We start from the raw sequence: 24,189 nt of genomic DNA, 5'->3' as shown, positions 1-24,189 counted from the left end.
CGCGCAGCGATGCGCGCTTTTTTATTGCGCGCGCGGCGCGGTGTCCGAGGTGCGGCAAACGTCAGCGCGACGGCGCGTTCACGTGCCGCAGATAATCGGCGAGCCGACGTCCGCTCACGTCGGGAAACGGTTCGAGCACTTCCACGCCTTCCATGCGCGCGATGTTGAAATTGCGAAAGCCTTCGCGCATTTCGCACCACGCGCCGACTGTCCACTGCGCGCCCCAATAGACGAGCCCGAGCGGCCAGACGCGCCGCTGTGTTTGCGCGCCGATGCGGTCGCAATACGCGAAACGCACCACGAGCCGCGAATCGACGGCGCGATGCAGCGCATCCACTTTCTCCGAATACGCGGGATCGACGTGATACGACGGCGCGAACACGGCGATGCGTTCGAGCACTGCGCGCTTCTCGGCGGGCATGGCCGCGGCGATCTTCGCGAGCGCGCCGCGCGCGCCCGTGCCGAGCGCCGCGCCGCCCCACGATTCGGCCATGCGCGCGCCGACGGCGAGCGCGGTGAGTTCGTCGGCGGTGAAGGTTAGCGGCGGCAGACTCGCGGTGCGCGCGAGCCGGTAGCCGATGCCCGCTTCGCCCTCGATCGGCACGCCCGAGAGTTGCAGGTCGCGCACGTCGCGATAGACGGTGCGCGGCGAGACTTCGAGCCACTCGGCAAGCTGCTGCGCCGTGGTGAGGCGGCGCCCGCGCAGCAGTTCGGCGATGCGGAAAAGTCGGTCGGCGCGGCGGGTCATGGCGGGCGGGCGCGGGAGAGTCGATGGGCGTGAATGGGGCGGCTGCGGGCTTGCGTGACGGGCGCGGCGGCGCGCGGATCGCGTTGCGCAGATCGCATTGCGCTGATGATAGCGCCGTGCGCGCGCAGCGCTTGACCGCGATGCCGCCTTACTTCAAGCACGAGACCGCACCGCCGCACCGCGCTCAGCCCAGCTTGGCCGCGTGCAGCCCGACGCGGTTGCCCTCCGTATCGATGAAGAAGCCGATGTAGCCGTAATTGTTCGGCAGCTCCAGCGCCGGGCCTTCCTTCCTGCCGCCGGCTTTCTCGACGCGATCGAGCACGGCGGTGACCGAGGGCTGCGCGTTCAGATAGACGAGCACGCCCTTGGTATCGGGCCGGGCGTCGCGCGGATTGAACACGATGCAGCCGCCGGTTTCGTTGTCGGTGTGCGCGAACAGGGCCATCGGCACGCCGCCCATGACTTCGCGCTGCAAGGACGTATCGAAAGCGGTTTCGTAGAACCGCGCGGCGCGCTCCAGATCGTGCGCGGGGATTTCGAACCACGAGATGACGCGGGTGGCTTCAACGGTCGACATGATGCGCTCCTCGAATGAGCAGGTTGGACGACGTAAAGAAACTGGCAGCAGATGACGGCAAGTGGCGCGAGCCGGGCTTGCCGGGTAGTTCGCCGTGTTTTGCGGTATTGGCCGTGTTTGACGGTGCGCGGACGGCGTGGAAAGGAGTGTGCGGCCCGCCTGCTGACAGCGTCCTGTCAGTAGGCTGCGTCGATTGCGCGACGCGCTTTCGAGTTTTTCTGAGAGAGGCGCGGACGCGACTCTGTTGTAATCGATTCATCCCGATCGATTCATCCGCCTTGATCTTCGGCCGCCGCTTCACGGAACGCGGCCGCTTCTCTCATTGCCTCGTCCATGTCTCCAAACGTTTCCATCATCACGCCCACAGCGAACCGCGACGCCTTCCTGCCCGCCATCGCGCGCTGCGTGGCGCGCCAGCAGGTCGACTGGGAGTGGCTAGTATTCGACGACAGCCCCGCGCCGAGCGCTTTCATGCGCGATCTCGCGCAGCGCGACGCGCGCGTGCGCTACTTCTGGTCGAGCGAGCGTCTGACGATCGGCGCCAAGCGCAACCGGCTGGTGAGCGAGGCACGCGGCGAACTGATCGCCCATTTCGACGACGACGACCACTACGCCTCGCACTATCTCGCCGACATGACCGCGATGCTGCGCGCGAACGACGCCGCGCTGATGAAGCTCTCGACGTTCTGGATGTACGCGCCGCACACGCGTTTTCTCGGCTACATGGACCTGAACGCGCGCGTCGGGCTGCACTATGAACTGAAGGGGCAGGAAGTCGGCACCGTGACCTTCCACGAGAAGATGCAGATCGGCGCCGACTTCATCCTCTTCTACGGTTTCGCCTACGTGTATCGCAAGTCGCTGTTCGAGATCGCAAGCTTCGACGATGTGAATCTCGGCGAGGACGAAAGCTTTATCCGCCGCGTGGTGAGCGCGGGCCAGAAAGTGCTCGCCGCCGAGGATGCGCGCGCGAGTTGCCTGCATCTGATCCATCCGGCTTCGACGTCGCGTTGTTTCTCGCGCTACAGCCTGCCGGATTTTCTGCTGCCGAAGTTGTTTCCCGAGTACGAAGGGTATCCGCTGGCCGTCGATGCGCGCGGTGCGGAGGTGGGGCCGTCGCGCGTGTGAGTGAGCGCGAGGTGAAGCGAGGTGGGGCGGTTCCGGCGCGGCATGGGGCCGCGCCGGTGAAGGTGCTGCTTACTCGCGCGAGTCTGCGGGTTTGTCTGCGGATTGAGTACCCGCATCGGCATTACTCGCCGCCGGACGCTGACGCACGCTGCCCGCGATCAGGTCGAAGCGGAACAGACGGCATTCGAGCGCGCCGTTGAACAGCGGCGTCTTGGCCGATTCGCGCAGGCGCAACTGGCCCGGCAGCTTGCGGTCCGAGGTGAGGATGAACGCGCGCCAGCCCGTGAAGCGCTGCTTGAGCGCATCGCCGAACGCCTGGAAGAACTCGGCGTCGGGCGCGTCGGTGTGGACGCGGCGGAACGCTTCCGGTGCATCGTAATCGTCTTCGTTACGCGGATTGCGCTCACGCAGTTCACCGCGCGCGTTGCGGCCGCGCACCTCGATACGCTCGCCGTACGGCGGGTTCGCCACCAGAATGCCGTCGCCCTCGGCGGGCGGCGTCATGTTGCGGGCGTCGAGCTGCTTGAGCGGCACTTTGCCGAGCCCGGCGCGCGTGAAGTTGGCGCGCGCCTTGTCGAGCATCACGTCCGAAATGTCGCTGCCGAAGATATGCAGGTCTTTCGCGCGGCTCAGCGCCGTGTTGCGCGCCGTGTTGGCCTCGCTTTTCAGATGGCGCCAGGCGGCCGAGTCGGCCTGCTTGAGGCGCTCGAAGCCGAAGCTGCGTTCCAGACCCGGCGCGATGTCGAGCCCGACCTGCCAGGCTTCCGCGAGGAAGGTGCCGGAGCCGCACATCGGATCGTAGAGCGGCTGCTCGGGCGTCCAGCCCGTGAGGCGCAGGATGCCGGCCGCGAGATTCTCGCGCAGCGGCGCTGCACCCTTGTCGAGACGCCAGCCGCGCTTGAACAGCGGCTCGCCCGAGGTGTCGAGATAAAGCGTGCACTCGGTGGCGGTCAGGAACGCGAAGATGCGCACGTCGGGATAGGCGGTATCGACGCTCGGACGCGAGCCGGCCTTGTCGCGCATGCGGTCGCAGATCGCATCCTTCACGCGCAGCGTGGCGAATTCGAGGCTGCGCAGCGGCGATTTGATCGCGGTGATGTCGATGCGGATCGTCTCGTTCGGCGAGAACCACTTTTCCCACTGTTGTTCGCGGGCGAGCGCGTAGATGTCCTGTTCGCCGCGATACGGACGCTGGGCGATCTTGAGGAGCACGCGGCTCGCGATGCGCGAATGCAGGTTCGCGGCCATGCCGCCGGCCCAGTTGCCGCGGAAATGCACGCCGCCGGGTACTTCGGCGCCGACCTGGAGCGCGCCGGGCGGCAGGCGCCGTTGCGCGGTTTCCGCGAGTTCGGCGGCGAGCGCGGCTTCGAGGCCACGCGGGCAGGGGGCGAAGAAATCGAAAGACATGAGAGAAGAGAGGTGACGCTGCGGGGGAAGGCGCTATTGTACGCGGGTTGTGAGGGCGCGCCGGGACGCGTGTCCGCGCCGGACGACGACGCGGGCTGCGGACGCTCGCGCGGCGGCTGGCGGGACGGCTCGCGAAGTGGCTGCGAGGTGCCTCGCAACCGCACGCGCTGGCGCGTGGCAGAACGCCTTCGGGCGGACGTTACGCGCCCTCCGTGCGGCTTCTGCTCGCTCTCTGCATGCCCTCAGTTCGCCGCCAGATCGGCTTGTGCGGCCACGCGCGCGAGCGGCCGGATGCGCGGACGCGGCTGGCGGCGCGCCTGCCAGAGATCCCATTGCGCCTGCAGCCCGAGCCAGTGTTCCGGCGTGGTGCCGAGCCACGCCGAAAGCCGCAGCGCGAGATTGGCAGTCATGCCGGCCTTGCCGTTCAGCAGGTTCGACAGCGTGACGCGGTTGATGTGCAGCTCGTGCGCCGCCTGCGTGACGGTGACCGCCGCGGGAATCCAGTCCCGCAGTACCTCGCCGGGATGCGGCGGATTATGCATTCTGCTCATGCGTGTGCCCTCAGTGGTAGTCCTGGTAATCGACGAGGATCGCGTCGGCGCCTTCGAACAGGAAGGTGAGGCGCCAGTTGCCGTTCACCCACACCGCCCAGTGGCCGGCGAGGCTGCCTTGCAGCGCGTGCAGGCGCCAGGGCGGCGCGTTCATGTCGTGCGGCCCGCGCGCCTGATCGAGCGCGCCGAGCAGGATGCGCAGACGCGGCGCGTGATGCGCCTGGATGCCCGCCTTGCTGCCTTCCAGAAAAAACGATGCAAGACCTTTGTGCCGAAAGGTTCGAATCATGAGGACTGTAGCCCAGGTGACTACACGCGGCAACGGCTTCGAGTGACGCGCCGCGACGTAGATCAAACATAAGGGACGCCTCGCAGACGGATGAATGCGTGCCTGCTGCCAGCAGGTCGAGTGCGAGGCGAATGCGTCCCTTAGCGTGGCGCCTGGGGCGGCGAGCACGCGATGGCCAACGTCAACCTGGGCAGCAACGTTGGCCGAACGGCAGATCAAAACGTGGTGTTCACTCGTTGTCTTCACGCAACTGGCCGCGCCGCAGCGGCCACACCAGATCGACAGGATGCCGCGTCACGCGCCGCCAGAACGCGCGCATGAGCGGGCGCACGTCCTTGCGCGCGAGGCCGCGCGAGCGCAGCGCCATCTGCAGCGCGAGCGCGAAGCTCACCGTCACGTTGAGCACCGCCATGCTCGCAACGCCCGCCACGGCCCACCAGAGTTCGCCGCTCTTGAACGTCGCCGGGCCGAGCACGCCCAGCGCCACGCCGATCGACCCCGCCGAAAGCGTGACGTGGCGCACCTCGAAGTGAAACGCGACCGCCGAGACGATCGCCGGCACGAGGCCGAGCATCATGCCGAGCACGAGATTGCCCCACACACCCGCCGCGTTCACACGGCAAAAGCGCGCGAGCCGCGCTGCGCCCGAGACGCCGAGCGTCATGCGCAGACGGCGGTTCCACGCGAGCGCGTCCTCGACGTGATGGAGTACGAACCAGTTGTCGGCCCATCCGGCGAACAGGCTCGACGCCCACAGCAGCACGCCCGTGAGCGCCGCGTAGAACGGCGTCGGTCCGATCAGCGAGAACGATTGCAGCGTCGCGTGCGCCTTGGCGGGCGAGATCAGATCGGCGTGAAACAGCCAGCCGCAGACGAGCTGGATCGCAAGGCAGGCCGGAAACACCAGCAGCACGTTGCCGAGCACGGCCGCCGCCTGGGTGCGGATCAGCGCCACCACCGACGAGACGAAACGCACGCGTCCCGGCGCTTCGTTCGCGCCGTCGAGCTCGCGCGCGAGCGTGGGCGCGGTCATCGCGGGCTGCTTGGTCGCGAGCGAGAAGTGGCAGAAGTGCATCACGAGGAAGCTGAGCGCGTAGTTGATGCCCGCGAACAGTCCTTCGATCATCGATGGCAGATGCGCGCCCGTGATGCCGAACTTCACGTACACCGTCACCGCGGTGACAAGGCCGCCGCCCGCCGCCATGCGCAGCATCGTCAGATATTCGGCGCGGTCGCGTGCGATGTAGTGCTCGCCGGTGTCGGCGGACAGCTCGACCACCTTGCGCGAGAGCAGCGCGAAATTGCTGCGCACGAGGTGCGAGACGCTCTGGCTCTGCTGGTTCGCCTTGACGAGATCGGCGGCGAGGCGCGCCTGGGTGCGGGCGTCGTCGCTCGACATCCAGGCGTCGAGCAGTTGCTCGGCGCGCACGATGCGCATGCGCATGCGTTGGACCTGAAACACCGTATCGACGCGCACGCCGTGGCGGTAGAGATGCGCGAAGACGTCGTCGGTGGCCTTGCGGCATTCGTCGAGCAGCAGGCGCAGCCACGTCACGTCCTGACGCAGCCGCGCGATGTCGCCCGAATCGCGCGCGTTTTCCACGGCGAGCATCGCGCGCGTGAGGCGGAAGAACGGCAGCTTTTCGACCGCGACGTGCGATTCGTCGCGCGACAGGCGGCTGCGCACGGTCGGCGAGAGGCCCGTCGAGCTGATCTGGCAACTGAGGTTGTGCAGCGCGGTCAGCAGGTCGAGCGTGAATTCGGTGCCTTGCGGCGCGCGCTGGGGGCGGATGTCGCCGGATGGCGCGGGTTCGGGCGCGTTGGTTTGCGCGGCGGTTTGTGCGTCGATGTGCGATTCGTCATGCGTCACGGCTTCGCTGCGCGGTTCGGCGATCAGCGCGCGCAGGCGTGCGAGCACGTCGGGCGGCAGTGTTGCGATCCACTCGGGATCGTGCGCGGCGGGGAACATCAGCGTGACGATCGCGGCGAGATCGCGGCGGTTCGGCGCGGGCGGAATCAGCAGCGCCTGGACGCGGCCGACCAGCGCGCCGAACAGACCCGAGTGGACCGGCATGCCGGCGTCGCAGAGCAGCGAGATGCTGTCGCTTTCGCGCAGCAGCTTGCGCACGATGGCGCTGACATTCGCCTTCCAGCCGGGATTGCGGTCGAGCACGTGCAGCAGGTAGCGCAGGCGGGCGTGTTCGGGCGGCGGCGGGGCATCGGCATCGGCATCGACGGCGGCATCGGCGTCATGGTCTGAGTTCGTGACGGCGTCCTGTGCGAGCGAAGCCAGGCGGCTGGCGCCGTCGAGCGTGCCGCGCCGGTGAATCCAGTGGGCGAGCTCGATCAGCCAGTCGCTGCGCTCGGCGTAGGGCGCATCGGCGTCGGCGGTGGCGAGCAGGGCGTCGAGCTGCTGGCCTGCGCTGCGCGAGGCGCGCCATTTTTTCCAGAGCGTGGGGAACGAGCGAAACATAGGCAAACGGTCAAAAGCGGTGGGGCAAGCCGACATTATCGCGGGCCGCGCGCGTTTGACCGTTTTAGATGGACCGATCGGGTCTGGCCGATGTGCGCGGGCGCGCCTGGCTTAAAGCCACGGAATCGAATGAGGAAGGGGGAGCGTCGCGCGCCGCATTCCGTCGGGAAGGCAGCGCGCAATCGAGAACGTAGAGGGAAAGCAGAGGGAAAAGCGTCAGCCCGCCGATCCAGCCGATTGTGCGGTCGGTACGACTTGCGGGCAGGCGATGCTGACGGGCGGCTTCGCCTTCACGACGGCCTTCGCGCCGCCCTTCGACGAGGCCGACGACGAGCCACCCGTCACAGGCGCGCTCACCCGCGGCGCGGCCGCGAGCGCGCGCACGCCGCTCGAAATCGCCTGCGACAGCGACGCGACGGCGCGGCGGTGGCCGACCACGAGCGCGTCGTAACCGTCGCCGACCGGTTCGTTGAGCACGCTGCGGCAAGTCATGACGGTCTGCGAATCGAGCGAGCGCACGCTCCAGACCGCGTCGATCAGGGCGTGCGAGCCCGGCCACGATTCGAAGCGCTGCACGTTCACGCTCACGCGATAGACCGGCACGCCGTCGGGATGCGGCGAACCGTACACGTCGATCGTGTTCAGCTGCTGCGTGAGGTCGCCCGAAAGCGCGCGGCGGATTTCGTCGCCGGGCATCGACGCCCAGCGTTCCTGTTCGAGCACGCGCACCTGCGTGGCGTCGGTCTGCACGACGAACTGCGCCTTCGCGACCTGCGGCGGCACGTCGACGGGCGCGAGTTCGATCAGCCACGCCGGGTTGCCGCTCGTCGCGGCGGCGGGCTGGGTGCGCGCCGCGTCGTCGGTCGGGCTCAGCGTGTAGAAGTGGCTCACGGGCGAGGCGCAGCCCGCGAGCGCCGACAAGGCAGCCACGGTAGCGAGGGCGGCAACGCGCCGGAGGGGGCGCCGGCGAAACGTCATGGCTTGTCTCCTGATTTGCCGCGCAGCAGCGATTCGGGATGGCGCTCCAGATAATCCGAGAGCGAGTTGAGCGATTGCAGCGTGCGCGTCAGTTCCTGCAGCGCCTGGTGCACGTCCGACTGCAGCGGCGAATCCTGCTGCAAGGTGGACTGCGCGGCGCTGAAGGTCTTCTGCGCCTCATCGAGCGTGCCCTTCATCTGCGGCAGAAGCTGGTCGTTGACCTGGCCGAACAGCTGGTTCGCGCTCTTGAGCGATTCGTTCAGGTTGTTGCCGATCTTGTCGAACGGAATCTGATCGAGCTTCTTGGCGATGTCGGCCACTTGCAGCTGCAGTTCTTCGAGCGAGTTCGGCACCGTCGGCAGCTCCATCGGGTCGCGGTCGAGATCCACCTTGGCCGGGCCGGCCTTCGGGAAGATGTCGAGCGCGATGTAGAGCTGGCCGGTGATCAGATTGCCCGTGCGCAGCTGGCCGCGCAGACCACGCGAGACGAGCCGCTTGATCAGCTCGTGGCTCTGCGGCGTATGCGGCGCGGGCGCTTCGCCGCGCGTGCGGCGCGACAGACGCAGCGGATACAGATCCATCGTCACCGGCATGGTGAAGTTGTGTTCCTTCGGATCGTATTCGATGCCGATATCGGTCACCTGGCCGAGCACGATGCCGCGGAAGTCCACGGTCGCGCCCACCGCGAGACCGCGCAGCGACTGGTTGAAGTACATGACCACGCGCACCGGCGCGCCGTCCGGCTCGTGCATTGCCTCGCTTTCGTCGCTGGCGAGCGTGAAGGTGGCGGCGTCGGGCGCCTGCGGACCCATCGCCTGGCCCGGCGGCGCCTGGAAGGCGAGGCCGCCCGTCACGACCGTCGCGAGCGACTGCGTGTTGACCTTGAAGCCGCTCGAATCGAGCTGCACGTTCACGCCGCTCGCGTGCCACCAGCGCGTGTTGGTGCCCACGTACTGGTCGTACGGCGCGCTCACGAACACCTGCACGGTCACGCCCGTGCCGTCCTTGTCGAGCGAATAGCCGGTGACCTGGCCCACCTGGATGCGGCGATAGAAGATCGGCGTGCCGATGTCGAGCGAGCCGAGGTTTTCGCTGTGCAGCGTGTAGCGATGGCCTTTCTCGTCGATGGTCACGGCGGGCGGCGTTTCCAGCCCGGTGAAGTCGCTGGCGGTTTCGTCGGAGCGGCCCGCATCGGCGCCGATATACGAGCCCGACAGCAGCGTGCCGAGACCCGAGACGCCGCTCGCGCCCACGCGCGGACGCACCACCCAGAAGCGGCTGTCCTTCTTGGCGAAGTTTTCGGCGTCCTTCGTCAGCTCGACGGTCACGAACACGCGCGAGAGGTTCGGCGAGAGCTTGATGGCGCGCACCGAGCCGATATCGACGTCCTTGTACTTGACCTTGGTCTTGCCGGGTTCGAGCCCTTCGGCGGTCATGAAGCTGATGGTGATGGTGGGCCCGCGCGTGGCCACCGACTTCACCACGAGCGCAACGCCGATCAGCGCCGCGACGAGCGGCACGATCCAGACGAGCGAGGGCAGCCAGCGTTTGGGCTTGACGATGTCCGGTTCGGGCAGGTCGGGCGGCAAGCCGCCGCCGCCTGAACCCGAGCCGCCGGCGGCCGGGGTCGGTCCTTTCGGACTATTCATGTGGGTGATCCTGAGAGTGTTGCGTGGGTTGTTGCTTGTCTTCGTCTACCGGATCCCAGATGAGACGCGGATCGAACTGCATCGACGCGATCATCGTCAGGATCACGACCGAGCCGAACGCGATGGCGCCGGGGCCCGCCGTGATCACCGCAAGCGACTGGAAGCGTACCAGCGCCACGGTCAGGGTGACAACGAAGACGTCCAGCATCGACCAGCGGCCGATGAATTCGACCAGACGGTAGAGTTTGGTGCGCTCGGCGGGGCGCCAGGTGGAGCGGCGCTGCGAGGTGAAGCAGAGCAGCGCGAGCACCGACAGCTTGAGCATGGGCACCAGGATACTGGCGATGAACACGATCACGGCGAGCGGCGCGTCGCCCGAGGTCCAGAAGTAGACGACGCCGCTCATGATGGTGTCGTCCTCGTCGCCGACCAGCGAGGCCGTGTGCATGACCGGCAGGATGTTGGCCGGAATGTAGAGCAGCGCGGCGGCGATCAGCAGCGCCCAGGTGCGCATCAGGCTGTCCGGGTTGCGCGTGTGCAGCGGCGAGTGGCAGCGCAGGCAGCGCGGATGGCCGATCCGGCGCTGGAGCGGCTGCACGTGGCCGCAGGCGTGGCAGGAGATCAGGCCGGCGTCGGCGGCGGTGAGGTATTTGTTCATCGCGAGCCCTCGGGACGGGGATGCGGCGGGGTGTCTTGCCCGACGTCTTGCCGGGCGTCGTGGGCCGTGCCGCGGATTTCCGGGTCGGCGATCGCGCCCGATGCTCCGGCCTGGGCGATCACCGACGGCACGCCCGGATCGAGCAGGCCGAGCGGATCGATGCCGTGGCCGTCGGGCGTGTGCGGGCCGGCGGCGGTGTCTAGGCCGCCGCTGCCGCCCGGACTGCCCGAGCCGACCGGACCGCCGTTCGGACTGCCATTCGAACCGCCATTCGAACCGCCATCCGGCACCGGACCCGCGCCGCCGCGGCGCGCCGCGAGCGCGCTGTCACGCAGCGCATCGGCGATATCCCAGAGCGTGCGCGAGTCGAACGTCACGACCACGGTGAACATCAGCGTGAGCGCGCCGAACGCGAACAGCGCCGTTTCCGGGATTACGCGCGCGAGGCTCACCATCTTCACGATCGTGATCAGCACGCCGAGCATGAACACTTCGAGCATGCCCCAGGGCCGCACGAACTGGATCGCGCGCAGCACGAGATCGAAGCCGGGCGGGATGAAGCCGCGCCGGATCGGCAGCAGCACGTAGAGCAGCGCCACCATCTCGGTGAGCGGAAAAAGGATGGTTGCGCAAAAAACCATCACCGCGACGATCTGCATGTCCTCGTTCCAGAGCACCACGAGCGCGCCGAACAGGCTCGATTCCGTGGTGATGCCGTTGGCGTCGAGTTCGATGATGGGAAACGACTGCGCGATGATGAACGTGAGCAGTGCGGCGACGGTGATCGCGCAGATGCGGTCGAGCTGTGACGAAGCGCTGTGATAGAGCGTGGCGCCGCAGCGCGTGCAGCGCGCGGTTTCACGCCCGAGCAGGCGAGGTTTGCGGTAGAGCGCGTCGCATTCGTGACACGCGATCAGTTTTTCCTGGGCCATGCGGGCAGGTGGCGCAAAACGACGTGAACGGGGCATGCAGCGCGGGCCGAACGGCGGCACGGCCGCTCGACGTGCGCGGGCGCACGCGGCGCGCTTGCCGGCCATGTTACCAAACGGCCCGTGGCGCGGACGTTTGCTTGCCCGTGGGGTGCGGCGGCGTCTGGACGGCGCCGCGGCGCGTCCTGGCGCGCGTGTCGGCAAGCGTCGGCGCTCGTCGGGAAGGCTTAGCAATTTGCGGGCCGAGGTCTCGCCGGACTCGCCGCCGGGCCGTGCTGCATGACGGGCGAGGGAGTGTGCCACGTTTGCGCGGCCCATGCGCGCACGCCGGCAGGCGCACAGGCGGCGGGCACGCCCGGCGCGTGTGCGCGGCAAGCCGCGCTATCCTCTATCCGCAGATGTTTGCAGTCGCGCGCATGGGCTATCTTTGCAGCTGAGGGGCCGATTCGACGGCCCTCCCTCCTCGGGGCCTGCGCGGGCGGCGGGCGTCGTTGTCGGAGGCGGCCGGCGCTCGCTGCGGGGAAGATCATGGAAGGAATGTCCAGACTGGCGCGTTGGGTCAGAGGGCGGAGCCAGTGGGGGGCCGCGTGGGGGGCCGCGTGTGTGGCCGTGCTGCTGGCGGCGATCTGCATGCAGACCAGCGCGCTCGCGCAGATCGACGCCGACAAGAGCACGCTCGTGGCGATCTCGCGGCAGATGAACGTGCGGGTCGAAGGGCGCTTCATGAAGTTCGACGCGCAGATCGCCTTCGATCCGGCCAAACCGTCGGGCGGCACGGCGCGCATCACGGTCGACACGGGCAGCTACGATCTCGGCAGCCCGACCTACAACGATTCGGTGCGCGGGCCCGAGTGGTTCGATGCGAAGACGTTTCCGCAGGCCACGTTCGTGTCCACCGCGATCGTCTCGACCGGACCGAGCCAGTACAGCGTGACCGGCAATCTGACCATCAAGGGCCGCACCCAGCCCGTGACGGTGCCGGTCGTGCTCACGCAGCAGGGCGGCACGCAGACCTACGACGGCACCTTGCCCATTCACCGGCTGGCGTTCGCCATCGGCACGGGCGAGTGGAAGGACACCTCGACGGTCGCGGACGAAGTGCTGATCAAGTTTCATATCGTCGTCGCGCACAAGTAAGGGCAACGCACGCGGCGACGCGCTTCTTTTCCATGACGTTGCCGACTCTGGAGACGCACTTGAACAAGCATGCCAAGCACACCGCGCAGTCCAACGCGAAGTCCGCCGCAAAATCCACCGCGCTATTCGCCTTGCCCAAAGCCGCGGCCGCCGTCGCGCTGCTCCTCGCCGCCTCGTTCGCCGCCCCGCTCGCGCACGCCGCCGACGTCTATCAGCTCGATCCGAATCACACCTATCCGAGCTTCGAGTCCGACCACTTCGGCGGCCTCTCGGTGTGGCGCGGCAAGTTCACGAAGACCACCGGCACGGTCACGCTCGACCGCGCGGGCAAGACCGGCACCGTCGACGTGACGATCGATCCGGCTTCCGTGCAGACGGGCAACACGGAGCTCGACAAGCATCTGCGCAGCGACGAATTCTTCGACGTCGCGAAATATCCGACGGCCACCTACAAGGGCACGCAGATCGTGTTCGACGGCGACCGGCCCAAGGAAGTGATCGGCACGCTCACGCTGCACGGCGTGACGAAGCCGCTCAAGCTCGAAATCGAATCGTTCAAGTGCATGCAACACCCGATGCTCAAGCGCGAGGTGTGCGGCGTGGAAGCCGAAGCCGAGTTCGACCGCGACGCGTTCGGCATGGACATGGGCAAGAAGTACGGCTTCAAGATGGAGACGAAGCTGCACATCCAGGCCGAAGGGATCAAGCAGTAAGCAGTAAGCAGTAAGCAGTAAGCAGTAAGCAGTAAGCAGTAAGCGCCATGCATTGCCTGACGCATGCACGCGCGCGCAAAAAGAAAAAAGCCCCGCGAATGAATATCGCGGGGCTTTTTTTGCACGGCTGCGTTCGAAGGAACGTAGCGCGTGATCTAAACCAGCATTAAACCTGTGCGCCGGCGTTCGGATCGTTCGGATCGAACTTGTCCTTCTTGTCCTTGATGAGGTCTTCGCGCTTCACGCCGAGCCACATCGACAGCGATGCCGCCACGAACACCGACGAGTAGATACCGAACAGAATACCCACGGTCAGCGCCAGTGCGAAGTAGTGCAGCGTCGGGCCGCCGAAGAAGAACATCGACAGCACCATCATTTCCGTACAGCCGTGGGTGATGATGGTTCGCGACATCGTGCTCGTGATCGCGTGGTTGATGACCTGCACGACGCTCATCTTGCGCTCGCGGCGGAAGGTCTCGCGAATCCGGTCGAAGATAACGACCGATTCGTTCACCGAATAACCGAGCACCGCGAGCACCGCCGCGAGCACGGAGAGCGAGAACTCCCACTGGAAGAACGCGAAGAAGCCGAGAATGATCACCACGTCGTGCAGGTTGGCGATCACGCCGGCCACGGCGTATTTCCACTCGAAGCGGAACGACAGATAGATGATGATGCCGGCGACCACGCACGCGAGCGCGAGCAGGCCGTCGGTGGCGAGTTCCTTGCCCACCTGCGGACCGACGAATTCCACGCGCTGCAGCAGCACTTGCGGATTGTCGGCCTTGAGCGTGTTCATCACCTGGTCGCTTTGCTGCGCCGAGGAGAGGCCCTGCTTGATCGGCAGGCGGATCAGCACGTCGCGCGAGGTGCCGAAGTTCTGCACCTGGGCGTCGCCGTAACCGATCTTGCCGAGCGAGTCACGCAGCGGTTCGAGCGGCACCGCCTGCGGGTACTGCACTTCGATGACCGTGCCGCCCGTGAATTCGATCGACAGATGCAGGCCGCGGTGGAACAGGAAGAACACCGCCGCGATAAACGTAATGAAGGAGATCGCGTTGAAGATCAACGCGTGCTTCATGAACGGGATGTCTTTGCGGATGCGGAAAAATTCCATTTTCTAGTCTCCGTATCAGCGGGGCGAGCCGGTGTTGTCCGGGCCGTTCGCGCCGTTGCGGCGGCGCACCGTGGGCTTGGCGCGCGCGCTGCCCTTCGCGCCGGCCTTGGCCGGTTCGCGTTTGGTGGCGTTCGCGGCGTTGCTGGCGAGGGCACGGCCCGTGTCGGTGTCGGTGTCCGCGTCGGAGAGCGCGGGCGCGCCCGCCGTCTCGGGTTCGGGACGCCAGACCTGACCCACGGCCAGCGACTTCAGCTTCTTCTTGCCGCCGTACCAGAGGTTCACGAGACCGCGCGAGAAGAACACGGCCGAGAACATCGAGGTCAGGATGCCGATACAGTGCACGATCGCGAAGCCGCGCACCGGGCCCGAACCGAACGCGAGCAGCGCGAGACCGGCGATCAGCGTGGTGACGTTCGAGTCGAGAATCGTCGCCCAGGCGTGCGCATAGCCGTTCTGGATAGCCAGTTGCGGCGGCGCGCCGTTGCGCAGTTCTTCACGCACGCGCTCGTTGATCAGCACGTTCGCGTCGATCGCCATACCGAGCGCGAGCGCGATAGCGGCAATACCCGGCAGCGTGAGCGTGGCCTGCATCATCGAGAGCACGGCCACCAGCAGCAGCAGGTTGACCGAGAGGCCGATCATGGAGATCATGCCGAACAGCATGTAGTACGCGATCATGAACACGGCGATCGCGGCAAAGCCGTAGACCACCGAGTCGAAGCCCTTGCGGATGTTGTCCGCGCCGAGGCTCGGACCGACCGTGCGTTCTTCGATGATGTCCATCGGCGCCGCGAGCGAACCGGCGCGCAGCAGCAGCGCGAGGTCGGCGGCGGCTTGCGGCGTGGGCTGGCCCGTGATCTGGAAGCGGTCGCCCAGTTCCGACTGGATCGTGGCCACCGTCAGCACTTCGCCCTTGCCCTTTTCGAACAGCACCATCGCCATCGGCTTGCCGATGTTGTCGCGCGAAACGCTGCGCACCGCGCGGCCGCCCGCCGAGTCGAGGCGGATGTTGACCGACGGACGCTGATGTTCGTCGAAGCCCGCCGACGCGTCGATGATGCGGTCGCCCGTGAAGATCACGGCCTTGCGCAGCAGCACCGGCGCGGCGTTGCCTTGCGTGAACAGCTCGTCGCCCGGCGGCACCGGGTCGCCCGGGCTCGGGTGCAGGCCGTTCGGGTCGGCGAGGCGCGCTTCGAGCGTCGCCGTGCGGCCGATGATGTCCTTCGCCTTCGCGGTGTCCTGCACGCCCGGCAGTTCGACCACGATGCGGTCGTCGCCTTGCTGCTGGATCACGGGCTCGGACACGCCCAGTTCGTTCACGCGGTTATGCAGCGTCTGGATGTTCTGCTTGAGCGCGGCGTCCTGCACCGCTTTCTTGACCGCCGGCGTGAAGGTGCCGACCAGCTGTACGCCGCCTTCCGGCGCGTTCTGCGTGGCCCACACGAGTTCGCCGATGCCGCCCGAACCCGACAGCACCTTGTTCGCCTGGTCGGCCACGGCCGGGTCGGCGAAATTGATCACGACGCTCTGGCCGACGCGGTTCACGCCGCCGTCGCGGATATTCTTGTCGCGCAGGAGCGTGCGGGCGTCGGAAGCGTCGGAATCGAGCTTCTTGTTCAGCGCGCCGTTCATGTCGACCTGGAGCAGGAAGTGCACGCCGCCGCGCAGGTCCAGACCGAGGTACATCGGCAGCGCGTGCAGCGCCGTCAGCCAGCGCGGCGAGGCGCTCTGCAGGTTCAGCGCGACGATGTACTGCGGATCGCTCGGGTCGGCGTTCAGCGCTTTGCTGAGCGCGTCCTTGAGGCGCAGCTGGGTGTCGGTGTCGGCCACGCGCACGCGGATGTTCGCGTTCATCGACGAATTGTCGAAGGTGACGTCGTCGGCCTTGATGTTGGCCGCGGCCACCGCGGCTTCGACCTGCGCGAGCGTGCCGGAGTCGAGTTTGACGGTGGCTTTACCGCTCGACACCTGGACCGCGGGCGCTTCGCCGAAGAAATTGGGCAATGTGTACACGAGGCCGATGACTAGCGCCACCAGCATCACGACATATTTCCAGAGGGGATAACGGTTCATTGGTTGGCCCAACGGGGGAGGGGAATTGCCATCTCGATGCGCGCGCGTCCGGCAAGGCCCGCTTGCCGCCCCGTGCGAGGCGCTTCAGTGCGCCTCAGGGTGATGCAGGGGGCCGGGCCGGACGCGCCGGGCCGCGGACTCAGCCGCGGCCTGAAGTGATCGACGAGGTGATCGATCGTCTCGCGCTTACAGCGACTTGATCGTGCCCTTCGGCAGGATGGTCGTAACCGACGACTTCTGCACGGTGACTTCCGTGCCGTCGGAGATTTCGACGCCAACGTAGGCTTCGCTGACTTTGGTGACCTTGCCGACGATACCGCCGCTGATGATGACTTCGTCGCCCTTGGCCATGGCGGCGAGCATGTTGCGGTGTTCCTTCTGGCGCTTCATCTGCGGACGGATCATGATGAAGTACAGCACGGCGAACATCAGAATCAGCGGCAGGAAGCTCATCAGGCTCGATTCTGCGCCGCCAGCTGCGGAGCCTTGGGCGAAGGCATTGGAAATGAACGACACGTTGGTCTCTCCGTTTATACGATCACTACGATCAAAGGTACGATCAAAAAGCGAGCCGGTTATTCTACCACCGGCTTAATACGCGACGACGACGCCAAATGGGCTTTGCGATCAAGCTGTTAACACCTGGTGATCACCTGGTTGATACCAGGTTGCCTCGTCGCGCGAAGCATGTGTTGCAGAGGTGTTGCAGCCCGATCGGCGATTCGCCCGGCTCGGCGCCGATGTCGCGAAAGGCAATTGTAAAGTCTGAGGGCGCTTGCCGTCGCGCGCGATCGGAATCCTTCTAAAGCGCGCCCGGGCCGGGCAATCCTGGTCAAAGCGGGTTGAATCCCGCGTCAATCCACCCCGCGTGCGCGGTTTTCGGCGAAACGCAGACGGAAGGCCTCGAAGGTCTTCGTCTCGATCGCCTCGCGCATCTCGCTCATCAGTTCCAGGTAGTAGTGCAGGTTGTGGATCGTGTTGAGCTGCGCGCCGAGGATTTCGCCCACGCGGTGCAGGTGATGCAGATAGCCGCGCGTGAAGTGGCGGCAGGTGTAGCAGCCGCACTGCTCGTCGAGCGGGCGCAGCGAGTTCTTGTGCGTGGCGTTGCGGATCTTGATGTCGCCGAAACGCGTGAAGATCCAGCCGTTGCGCGCGTTGCGGGTCGGCATCACGCAGTCGAACATGTCGACGCCCGAGGCCACGCCCGCCACCAGATCTTCCGGCGTGCCGACGCCCATCAGATAGTGCGGCTTGTCGGCGGGCAGCTTCGGCGCGATGTGCTGGAGCACGCGCATCATGTCTTCCTTCGGCTCGCCCACCGAGAGCCCGCCGATCGCGTAGCCGTGGAACGGCATCTGTGACAGACCGGCCAGCGATTCGTCGCGCAGATCCTCGAACATGCCGCCCTGCACGATGCCGAACAGCGCGTTCGGATTGCCGAGGCGGTTGAATTCGTCGATCGAGCGCTGCGCCCAGCGCATCGACATGCGCATCGAGTCGGCGGCTTCCTTGTGCGTGGTCGGCACGCCGTTGGTCGCGTAGGGCGTGCATTCGTCGAACTGCATGACGATGTCCGAGTTCAGCACCTTCTGGATCTGCATCGACACTTCGGGCGAGAGGAACAGCTTGTCGCCGTTCACGGGCGAAGCGAAGCGCACGCCGTCTTCCGAGATCTTGCGCAGATCGCCGAGCGAGAACACCTGGAAGCCGCCCGAATCGGTGAGGATCGGCCGGTTCCAGCCCATGAAGCGGTGCAGGCCGCCGTGCGCCTCGATGGTTTCCAGACCCGGACGCAGCCAGAGGTGGAAAGTGTTGCCGAGGATGATCTGCGCCTTCATCTCTTCCAGCTCGCGCGGCTGGGTGGCCTTCACGGTGCCGTAGGTGCCCACGGGCATGAAGATCGGCGTTTCGACCACGCCGTGATTGAGCGTGACGCGGCCGCGGCGCGCGAGGCCGTCGGTGCCGAGCAGTTCGAATTTCAGGCCGTTTTGCGGGCGTTCGCCCAGATAAGCGCCGTGTTCGGCGCGTGCGTTGCTGTGCTGACCGTCGGTCATGCGTTTGACTCCTGTGCAACCGGAAAACAGTCCGGCGCGGATGGTGATACGCCGTCGCGCGGGTTTGTTACGCGCGCGGCGGCGGGGAAATGGGGCGTGAACTACGCAACGATCGACGCCACGATCGACGTCGTGCTTTAAGCCTTGAGCGCGTCGGCGGTGCGCGTGAGCAGCATGGCGTCGCCGTAGCTGAAGAAGCGATAACGCTCGGCGATGGCGTGACGATACGCCGCACGAATCGTCTCGATGCCCGCGAACGCGGACACCAGCATCAGCAGCGTCGACTTCGGCAGGTGGAAGTTCGTCACGAGCCGGTCCACCACGCGGAACTGATAGCCCGGCGTGATGAAGATATCGGTTTCGGCCTGGGTGGCCGCGAGCGGGCGGCCTTCGCGGTCGGCGTCGCGCGCGGCGGCTTCGAGCGCGCGCATCGAGGTCGTGCCGACGGCGATCACGCGTCCGCCGCGCGCACGCGTGGCCGCGATCTTGTCGACGAGCGACTGCGGCAGCTGATACCACTCGCTGTGCATCGTGTGGTCGGCGATGTTTTCCACGCGCACCGGCTGGAACGTGCCCGCGCCGACATGCAGCGTGAGCGTCGCGCGCTCCACGCCTTGCGCGTCGAGCTTGGCGAGCAGCGCGTCGTCGAAGTGCAGGCCCGCGGTGGGCGCGGCCACCGCGCCCGGATTCTGCGCGAACACGGTCTGGTAGCGGGTTTCGTCGCTCGCGTCGGCGTCGTGCGTGATGTACGGCGGCAGCGGCAGACGGCCGAACTGCTCGATCAGCGTGAGGCAGTCGTCGGGGAAATGCAGCGTGTAGAACGGCTCGACACGCTCGCCCACCGTCACGTCGAAGGCGTCGGCCAGACGCAGCACCGTGCCGGGACCGGGGCTCTTGCTCGCGCGGATCTGCGCGAGCGCCGTGCGCGCGCCGGTCAGGCGCTCGACGAGCACCTCGATCTTGCCGCCGCTGGCCTTCTGGCCGAAGAAGCGCGCCTTCAGCACCTTGGTATCGTTGAACACCAGCAGATCGCCGGGCGCGATGCAAGCGGGCAGGTCCGCGACGGTGCGGTCGGTCAGCCGCGCGGGCTGCACGGAATTGTCCACTTCCAGAAGGCGGCTCGCGCTGCGCTCGGGCAGGGCGATCTGCGCGATCAGTTCTTCGGGAAGATCGAAATCGAAATCGGAAAGCTTGAACATGCGGCCTGATGAAACGGAAATGCGCCAAACGGCACTGCGCCGACGATGCGGCGCGCGGCGGTGAAAAGCGGTTGTTGCTGCGGTCGTTGCCGCGCCCAGGGCGCGCTGCAGACGCACTCAGGACACCCTCGGGACGTCCTCAGGACGTCCACTCGCGCCCCAAAAAGCGCCCGTACTGTCGGCCCGCGCGCGTTGAAACGCTATGATTGCGGGGGTGCGCTCGACGAGGCGGCCTGCACGGCAGGCGGTCGCGCCGATGCGCCGCGCCTGACCGGAAAGCCGATATTGTACTTGCGAAGCCGCCCATGCCCTCGTCCGTTAGCCGAATGATGTCCGAAGCCGAATCCGCGAGCGTCCCGCACGACGACACGCGTGCGGACGCGCGCGACGAGGCGGCGGACGCGCCCGCGCCGCGCAAACGCGCGGCCGCGAAGAAAAGCGCCGCGAAAAATGCGCCAGCCGCCGAAGAAAACGGCGCGGAAATTGCCGCCGGAAAAGCCGCGCGGAAAGGCGCAGCCAAAGACGCGGCGAAAGACAAACCCAAGCTCGCCAAAACCGCCGACAAGCTCGCCAAACTCGGCCTGCGCAGCGACATCGACCTCGTGCTGCATCTACCCATGCGCTACGAGGACGAAACCACGCTCACGCCCATCGGCGAACTGCTGCCAGGCGGCGTCTCGCAGACCGAAGGCGTGGTGTTCGACAACGAAGTCGCGTATCGCCCGCGCCGCCAGCTGGTCGTGAAACTGCGCGACCACAACGGCGACGAACTGCATTTGCGCTTCCTGAACTTCTACGGCTCGCAGGTCACGCAGATGGCGGTCGGCAAGCGCCTGCGCGTGCGCGGCGACGTGCGCGGCGGCTTCTTCGGCATGGAGATGGTGCACCCGGCCGTGAAGGTCGTGGAAGGCGACGCACCGCTGCCGCAGGCGCTCACGCCGGTCTATCCGTCGACGGCGGGCGTGAGCCAGGCGTATCTGCGCAAGGCCATCGACAACGCGCTGTCGCGCGCGCATCTGCCCGAACTGCTGCCGGAATCCGTCGCGCGCGAGTTCATGGCGCCGCTCGATCTGCCCGGTCTGATGGACGCGGTGAAGACGTTGCACCATCCGCCCATCAACGCCGACGAACACGCGCTGATCGACGGCACGCATCCCGCCTGGACGCGCATCAAGTTCGACGAACTGCTCGCGCAGCAGCTCTCGCTCAAGCGCGCGCACGAGGAGCGCCGCACGCGCGCCGCGCCCGCGATGCCGCGCCACGTCGCGGGGCGCAACAGCGAAACCACGCTGCTCGCGCGGCTGCGCGAACAACTGCCGTTCACGCTGACGAACGCGCAGGAACGCGTGGTCGGCGAGATCGCGCATGATCTGGAGCAGCCGCATCCGATGCAGCGTCTGCTGCAAGGCGACGTGGGCGCGGGCAAGACCGTGGTCGCGGCGCTCGCGGCCGCCCAGGCCATCGACGCCGGTTATCAGGCCGCGCTGATGGCGCCCACCGAAATTCTCGCGGAGCAGCACGCGCGCAAGCTGCGCGGCTGGCTCGAACCGCTCGGCGTGCAGGTGGCCTGGCTCTCGGGCAGCCTCAAGGCGAAGGAAAAGCGCGCCGCGCTCGAAGCCGCCGCGCTCGGCACCGCGCAGCTCGTGATCGGCACGCACGCGATCATTCAGGACGCCGTGGAATTTGCGCGGCTCGGTCTCGTGATCGTCGACGAACAGCATCGCTTCGGCGTGGAGCAGCGCCTCGCGCTGCGCGCGAAGGCGCAGAACGCGAAGTCGCCGGATGACGCGAAACGCGAGTTCCAGCCGCATCAGCTGATGATGACCGCGACGCCGATCCCGCGCACGCTCGCGATGACCTATTACGCCGACCTCGACGTCTCCACCATCGACGAATTGCCGCCCGGCCGCACGCCGATTCTCACCAAGCTCGTCTCCGACGCGCGCCGCGAGGAAGTGATCGCACGCGTGCGCGCGGCGGCGCTCACGGGGCGTCAGGTGTACTGGGTCTGTCCGCTGATCGAGGAAAGCGAGACGCTGCAGTTGCAGACCGCCGTGGAGACTTACGAGACGCTCGTGGCCGCGCTGCCCGAACTCACGGTCGGGCTCGTGCACGGGCGGCTGGCGTCGGCCGACAAGGCGGCGGTCATGGATGGCTTTTCGCGCAACGAAGTGCAGCTGCTGGTGGCGACGACGGTGATCGAAGTCGGCGTGGACGTGCCCAACGCCTCGCTGATGGTGATCGAGCACGCGGAGCGCTTCGGCCTCGCGCAGCTGCACCAGTTGCGCGGACGGGTGGGGCGCGGCACGGCGGCCTCGGTCTGCGTGCTGCTCTACACCGGGCCGCTGTCGCCCACGGGCCGCGCGCGCCTGCAAACCATGCGCGAAACCACTGACGGCTTCGAGATCGCGCGCCGCGACCTCGAAATTCGCGGCCCCGGCGAATTCCTCGGCGCGCGTCAGTCGGGCGCGGCCATGCTGCGCTTCGCCAATCTCGAAACCGACACCTGGCTGATCGACCCGGCCCGCGACGCCGCCGAACGCCTGCTGCACGAGCATCCGCATGTGGTCACGCAGCATCTGAACCGCTGGCTGGGCGCGCGCGAGCAGTATCTGAAGGCCTGATCCGAAGGCGTCAACAGTTCATTTCTTCAACTAACGGCACGCTTGCGGAACCTGCGAGCGTTCTCGCCGTCTGACCCTGTTCGTGATCCCGCCCCGCATAGGGGCGTTGATTATTGGCGAATCGCCGCCATAGGTGTATAAGTACAAACTATTGATTCACCCTTTTTGATTGGTCCCTAGAAATGACGCTCACTGAATTGAAATACATCGTCGCGGTTGCTCGTGAGCGCCACTTCGGACGGGCCGCGGAAGCGTGCTTCGTGAGCCAGCCGACGCTGTCGGTCGCGATCAAGAAGCTCGAAGACGAACTCAACGTGCAGATTTTCGAGCGCGGCACGAGCGAAGTGAGCGTCACGCCGATCGGCGAACAGATCGTCACGCAGGCGCAGCGCGTGCTGGAGCAGACGCTCGCCATCAAGGAAATCGCCAAGCAGGGCAAGGACCCGCTGATCGGGCCGCTGCGCCTCGGGGTGATCTACACGATCGGGCCGTACCTGCTGCCCACGCTCGTCAAGCAGATGATCAAGCGCGTCCCGCAGATGCCGCTGATGCTGCAGGAGAACTACACGCTCAAGCTGATCGAGCTGCTCAAGCAGGGCGAGATCGACGTGGCCATCATGGCGCTGCCGTTCCCGGAAACGGGCCTCACGCTGCGTCCGCTCTACGACGAGCCGTTCGTCGTCGCGCTGCCGTCGGGCCATGCGTGGGAAAAGCGCCCGAAGATCGACCCGGACGATCTCAAGCAGGAAACCATGCTGCTGCTCGGCAGCGGCCATTGCTTCCGCGACCACGTGCTTGGCGTGTGCCCGGAACTGATGCGCTTCTCGCAGAACGCGGACGGCATCCAGAAAACCTTCGAGGGCTCGTCGCTGGAGACCATTCGCCATATGGTCGCGAGCGGCGTCGGCATCACGGTGCTGCCGCGCATGTCGGTGACCGAGGTCAAGCCGCATGCGGGCGGCGTGGATTCGGGCCTGCTCTCGTATGTGCCGTTCGACGAACCCGTGCCCGATCGCCGCGTCGTGCTCGCGTGGCGCAAGAGCTTCACGCGCATGCCCGCGATCGAGGCGATTGTCGATGCGATTCACGCCTGCGAACTGCCCGGCGTGAAGAAGATCGAGACGCCGGTCGAGACGGTCTGAACACCTTTCCTCTCAGTTGTTGCACCGCGCCCTGACACTGGGCGCGGTGTTTTCCTTCCTTCCGCGCGGCATTCGCCCGCGTTCTTCTACCTTCCTTCCGACGCATCTTGCGACCCCAATAAACTCAGCCTATTTGATAGATTAAGTAAATCAAATTATCACTATCAATAGCGTTTGATACAGTTTCCTCAACCGATCCCCAACACGATCAACCGGAGGAAGCGATGCAAAACCAGGCCAACACGACCGCTACGACCACCGCCCCGACGCGCACTGCGTCGAGCCTGCGCACCGTCGCGTTTTCGCTGCTCGTCGACCGCGCGCTGTCGGCCTGATCTGGCCTGAACGGGCGTGTTCCGCCGCCTGCATCGCATTCCCAGCCGTTGGCTGAAAACTGAAATCCCCACGAAATACAGGAGTCCAGGATGACCGAACGCACTCTCACCTCGGCCGCAGGCGCACCCGTCGTCGATAACCAGAATTCGCAGACCGCCGGCCCGCGCGGCCCCGTGATGCTCCAGGACGTGTGGCTGCTCGAAAAGCTCGCGCACTTCGACCGCGAAGTGATCCCCGAGCGCCGCGTGCACGCCAAGGGCTCGGGCGCGTTCGGCACGCTCAAGGTCACGCACGACATCTCGCGCTTCACGAAAGCCAAGGTGTTCGGCGAAGTCGGCAAGGAAACGCCGATGTTCATGCGCTTTTCGACGGTCGCGGGCGAGCGCGGCGCCGCCGACGCCGAGCGC

General features: G+C 66.5%; 20 protein-coding genes and 1 pseudogene. 6 read left to right on the top strand and 15 right to left on the bottom strand.

Translation table 11 applies throughout. The annotated features are described in order from the left end of the window. Positions 1 to 61: 61 nt before the first annotated feature. Both U4Y88_RS34620 and U4Y88_RS34615 read right to left on the bottom strand, forming a co-directional pair. Positions 62 to 748, bottom strand: coding sequence for a YafY family protein (locus U4Y88_RS34620; protein ID WP_310632308.1), 687 nt, complete (start codon positions 746 to 748; stop codon positions 62 to 64). Between the two features lie 184 nt (positions 749 to 932). Continuing rightward, complete coding sequence (locus U4Y88_RS34615; RefSeq protein WP_065065108.1) at positions 933 to 1,325, bottom strand: VOC family protein; 393 nt, start codon at positions 1,323 to 1,325, stop codon at positions 933 to 935. Between the two features lie 333 nt (positions 1,326 to 1,658). Between U4Y88_RS34615 and U4Y88_RS34610 the strand changes: the two genes are divergently transcribed. After that, positions 1,659 to 2,453, top strand: coding sequence for a glycosyltransferase family 2 protein (locus tag U4Y88_RS34610; protein ID WP_321789384.1), 795 nt, complete (start codon positions 1,659 to 1,661; stop codon positions 2,451 to 2,453). A gap of 69 nt (positions 2,454 to 2,522) precedes the next feature. Here U4Y88_RS34610 and U4Y88_RS34605 read toward each other — a convergent pair whose 3' ends face one another. The 8 genes and pseudogenes from U4Y88_RS34605 to U4Y88_RS34570 form a co-directional block, all read right to left on the bottom strand. After that, positions 2,523 to 3,860, bottom strand: coding sequence for a THUMP domain-containing class I SAM-dependent RNA methyltransferase (locus U4Y88_RS34605; RefSeq protein WP_224004818.1), 1,338 nt, complete (start codon positions 3,858 to 3,860; stop codon positions 2,523 to 2,525). A 242-nt stretch (positions 3,861 to 4,102) separates the two neighbouring features. Further along, positions 4,103 to 4,411 carry a HigA family addiction module antitoxin gene (locus U4Y88_RS34600; RefSeq protein WP_224004821.1) on the bottom strand — a complete coding sequence of 103 codons (309 nt, stop codon included), beginning with the start codon at positions 4,409 to 4,411 and terminating at the stop codon, positions 4,103 to 4,105. 10 nt (positions 4,412 to 4,421) lie between these two features. After that, complete coding sequence (locus U4Y88_RS34595; protein ID WP_224004824.1) at positions 4,422 to 4,700, bottom strand: type II toxin-antitoxin system RelE/ParE family toxin; 279 nt, start codon at positions 4,698 to 4,700, stop codon at positions 4,422 to 4,424. 229 nt (positions 4,701 to 4,929) lie between these two features. After that, the gene (locus tag U4Y88_RS34590; protein ID WP_321789383.1) at positions 4,930 to 7,173 is read right to left on the bottom strand and encodes a site-specific recombinase; all 2,244 of its coding nucleotides are present in this window, start codon (positions 7,171 to 7,173) and stop codon (positions 4,930 to 4,932) included. 216 nt (positions 7,174 to 7,389) lie between these two features. Beyond that, complete coding sequence (locus U4Y88_RS34585; protein WP_321789381.1) at positions 7,390 to 8,151, bottom strand: PqiC family protein; 762 nt, start codon at positions 8,149 to 8,151, stop codon at positions 7,390 to 7,392. Continuing rightward, on the bottom strand, positions 8,148 to 9,800 hold the full coding sequence (locus U4Y88_RS34580; RefSeq protein WP_224004833.1) for an intermembrane transport protein PqiB: 1,653 nt from the start codon (positions 9,798 to 9,800) through the stop codon (positions 8,148 to 8,150). The genes U4Y88_RS34585 and U4Y88_RS34580 overlap by 4 nt, the downstream gene beginning before the upstream one ends. After that, positions 9,793 to 10,458 carry a paraquat-inducible protein A gene (locus U4Y88_RS34575; protein WP_310632751.1) on the bottom strand — a complete coding sequence of 222 codons (666 nt, stop codon included), beginning with the start codon at positions 10,456 to 10,458 and terminating at the stop codon, positions 9,793 to 9,795. Before U4Y88_RS34575 ends, U4Y88_RS34580 begins: the two co-directional genes overlap by 8 nt. 215 nt (positions 10,459 to 10,673) lie before the next feature. Then, positions 10,674 to 11,390: pseudogene (locus tag U4Y88_RS34570) on the bottom strand (paraquat-inducible protein A); the annotation flags it as partial. 627 nt (positions 11,391 to 12,017) lie between these two features. Here U4Y88_RS34570 and U4Y88_RS34565 point away from each other — a divergent pair. Then, positions 12,018 to 12,524: a YceI family protein gene (locus U4Y88_RS34565; protein WP_321789431.1), complete on the top strand. Its 507-nt coding sequence runs from the start codon at positions 12,018 to 12,020 to the stop codon at positions 12,522 to 12,524. A gap of 158 nt (positions 12,525 to 12,682) precedes the next feature. After that, complete coding sequence (locus tag U4Y88_RS34560) at positions 12,683 to 13,237, top strand: YceI family protein (protein WP_224005185.1); 555 nt, start codon at positions 12,683 to 12,685, stop codon at positions 13,235 to 13,237. A 166-nt stretch (positions 13,238 to 13,403) separates the two neighbouring features. Here U4Y88_RS34560 and secF read toward each other — a convergent pair whose 3' ends face one another. The 5 genes from secF to queA form a co-directional block, all read right to left on the bottom strand. Further along, on the bottom strand, positions 13,404 to 14,354 hold the full coding sequence (gene secF / locus U4Y88_RS34555; RefSeq protein WP_321789379.1) for a protein translocase subunit SecF: 951 nt from the start codon (positions 14,352 to 14,354) through the stop codon (positions 13,404 to 13,406). Between the two features lie 15 nt (positions 14,355 to 14,369). Further along, entirely contained in the window at positions 14,370 to 16,427 is a 2,058-nt protein-coding gene (gene secD, locus U4Y88_RS34550; RefSeq protein ID WP_224004848.1) for a protein translocase subunit SecD, read from the bottom strand. Between the two features lie 186 nt (positions 16,428 to 16,613). After that, positions 16,614 to 16,943, bottom strand: coding sequence for a preprotein translocase subunit YajC (gene yajC, locus U4Y88_RS34545; RefSeq protein WP_065065097.1), 330 nt, complete (start codon positions 16,941 to 16,943; stop codon positions 16,614 to 16,616). Between the two features lie 338 nt (positions 16,944 to 17,281). After that, positions 17,282 to 18,481, bottom strand: coding sequence for a tRNA guanosine(34) transglycosylase Tgt (gene tgt, locus U4Y88_RS34540; protein ID WP_321789377.1), 1,200 nt, complete (start codon positions 18,479 to 18,481; stop codon positions 17,282 to 17,284). 137 nt (positions 18,482 to 18,618) lie between these two features. Beyond that, positions 18,619 to 19,680, bottom strand: coding sequence for a tRNA preQ1(34) S-adenosylmethionine ribosyltransferase-isomerase QueA (gene queA, locus U4Y88_RS34535; protein WP_321789375.1), 1,062 nt, complete (start codon positions 19,678 to 19,680; stop codon positions 18,619 to 18,621). Positions 19,681 to 19,985: 305 nt separating this feature from the next. On the opposite strand from queA, the gene recG reads away from it, so the two are divergent. The 3 genes from recG to U4Y88_RS34520 form a co-directional block, all read left to right on the top strand. Further along, positions 19,986 to 22,304 carry an ATP-dependent DNA helicase RecG gene (gene recG, locus U4Y88_RS34530; protein WP_321789373.1) on the top strand — a complete coding sequence of 773 codons (2,319 nt, stop codon included), beginning with the start codon at positions 19,986 to 19,988 and terminating at the stop codon, positions 22,302 to 22,304. A 182-nt stretch (positions 22,305 to 22,486) separates the two neighbouring features. Next, positions 22,487 to 23,446 carry a hydrogen peroxide-inducible genes activator gene (locus U4Y88_RS34525; protein WP_205996654.1) on the top strand — a complete coding sequence of 320 codons (960 nt, stop codon included), beginning with the start codon at positions 22,487 to 22,489 and terminating at the stop codon, positions 23,444 to 23,446. A 425-nt stretch (positions 23,447 to 23,871) separates the two neighbouring features. Then, positions 23,872 to 24,189, top strand: a 318-nt coding sequence (locus tag U4Y88_RS34520) for a catalase (RefSeq protein WP_321789371.1), incomplete at its 3' end; no start/stop codon positions are given.

Source organism: Paraburkholderia sp. J94, from assembly GCF_905220285.1.
Lineage (GTDB): Bacteria > Pseudomonadota > Gammaproteobacteria > Burkholderiales > Burkholderiaceae > Paraburkholderia > Paraburkholderia tropica_A.
The sequence above is the reverse complement of the archived record's forward strand: the minus strand, read 5'-3'. Positions and strand labels throughout refer to the sequence as shown.

Bases quoted from the DNA above. Each gene is read 5' to 3' on its own strand.
- tgt (WP_321789377.1), bottom strand. From the start codon at position 18,481: ATGACCGACGGTCAGCACAGCAACGCACGCGCCGAACACGGCGCTTAT.
- U4Y88_RS34585 (WP_321789381.1), bottom strand. From the start codon at position 8,151: ATGACGTTTCGCCGGCGCCCCCTCCGGCGCGTTGCCGCCCTCGCTACC.
- U4Y88_RS34600 (WP_224004821.1), bottom strand. From the start codon at position 4,411: ATGAGCAGAATGCATAATCCGCCGCATCCCGGCGAGGTACTGCGGGAC.
- U4Y88_RS34565 (WP_321789431.1), top strand. From the start codon at position 12,018: ATGCAGACCAGCGCGCTCGCGCAGATCGACGCCGACAAGAGCACGCTC.
- U4Y88_RS34615 (WP_065065108.1), bottom strand. From the start codon at position 1,325: ATGTCGACCGTTGAAGCCACCCGCGTCATCTCGTGGTTCGAAATCCCC.
- U4Y88_RS34525 (WP_205996654.1), top strand. From the start codon at position 22,487: ATGACGCTCACTGAATTGAAATACATCGTCGCGGTTGCTCGTGAGCGC.
- U4Y88_RS34595 (WP_224004824.1), bottom strand. From the start codon at position 4,700: ATGATTCGAACCTTTCGGCACAAAGGTCTTGCATCGTTTTTTCTGGAA.
- secD (WP_224004848.1), bottom strand. From the start codon at position 16,427: ATGAACCGTTATCCCCTCTGGAAATATGTCGTGATGCTGGTGGCGCTA.
- U4Y88_RS34590 (WP_321789383.1), bottom strand. From the start codon at position 7,173: ATGTTTCGCTCGTTCCCCACGCTCTGGAAAAAATGGCGCGCCTCGCGC.
- U4Y88_RS34620 (WP_310632308.1), bottom strand. From the start codon at position 748: ATGACCCGCCGCGCCGACCGACTTTTCCGCATCGCCGAACTGCTGCGC.
- recG (WP_321789373.1), top strand. From the start codon at position 19,986: ATGCCCTCGTCCGTTAGCCGAATGATGTCCGAAGCCGAATCCGCGAGC.
- secF (WP_321789379.1), bottom strand. From the start codon at position 14,354: ATGGAATTTTTCCGCATCCGCAAAGACATCCCGTTCATGAAGCACGCG.
- U4Y88_RS34575 (WP_310632751.1), bottom strand. From the start codon at position 10,458: ATGAACAAATACCTCACCGCCGCCGACGCCGGCCTGATCTCCTGCCAC.
- U4Y88_RS34580 (WP_224004833.1), bottom strand. From the start codon at position 9,800: ATGAATAGTCCGAAAGGACCGACCCCGGCCGCCGGCGGCTCGGGTTCA.
- queA (WP_321789375.1), bottom strand. From the start codon at position 19,680: ATGTTCAAGCTTTCCGATTTCGATTTCGATCTTCCCGAAGAACTGATC.
- U4Y88_RS34610 (WP_321789384.1), top strand. From the start codon at position 1,659: ATGTCTCCAAACGTTTCCATCATCACGCCCACAGCGAACCGCGACGCC.
- U4Y88_RS34605 (WP_224004818.1), bottom strand. From the start codon at position 3,860: ATGTCTTTCGATTTCTTCGCCCCCTGCCCGCGTGGCCTCGAAGCCGCG.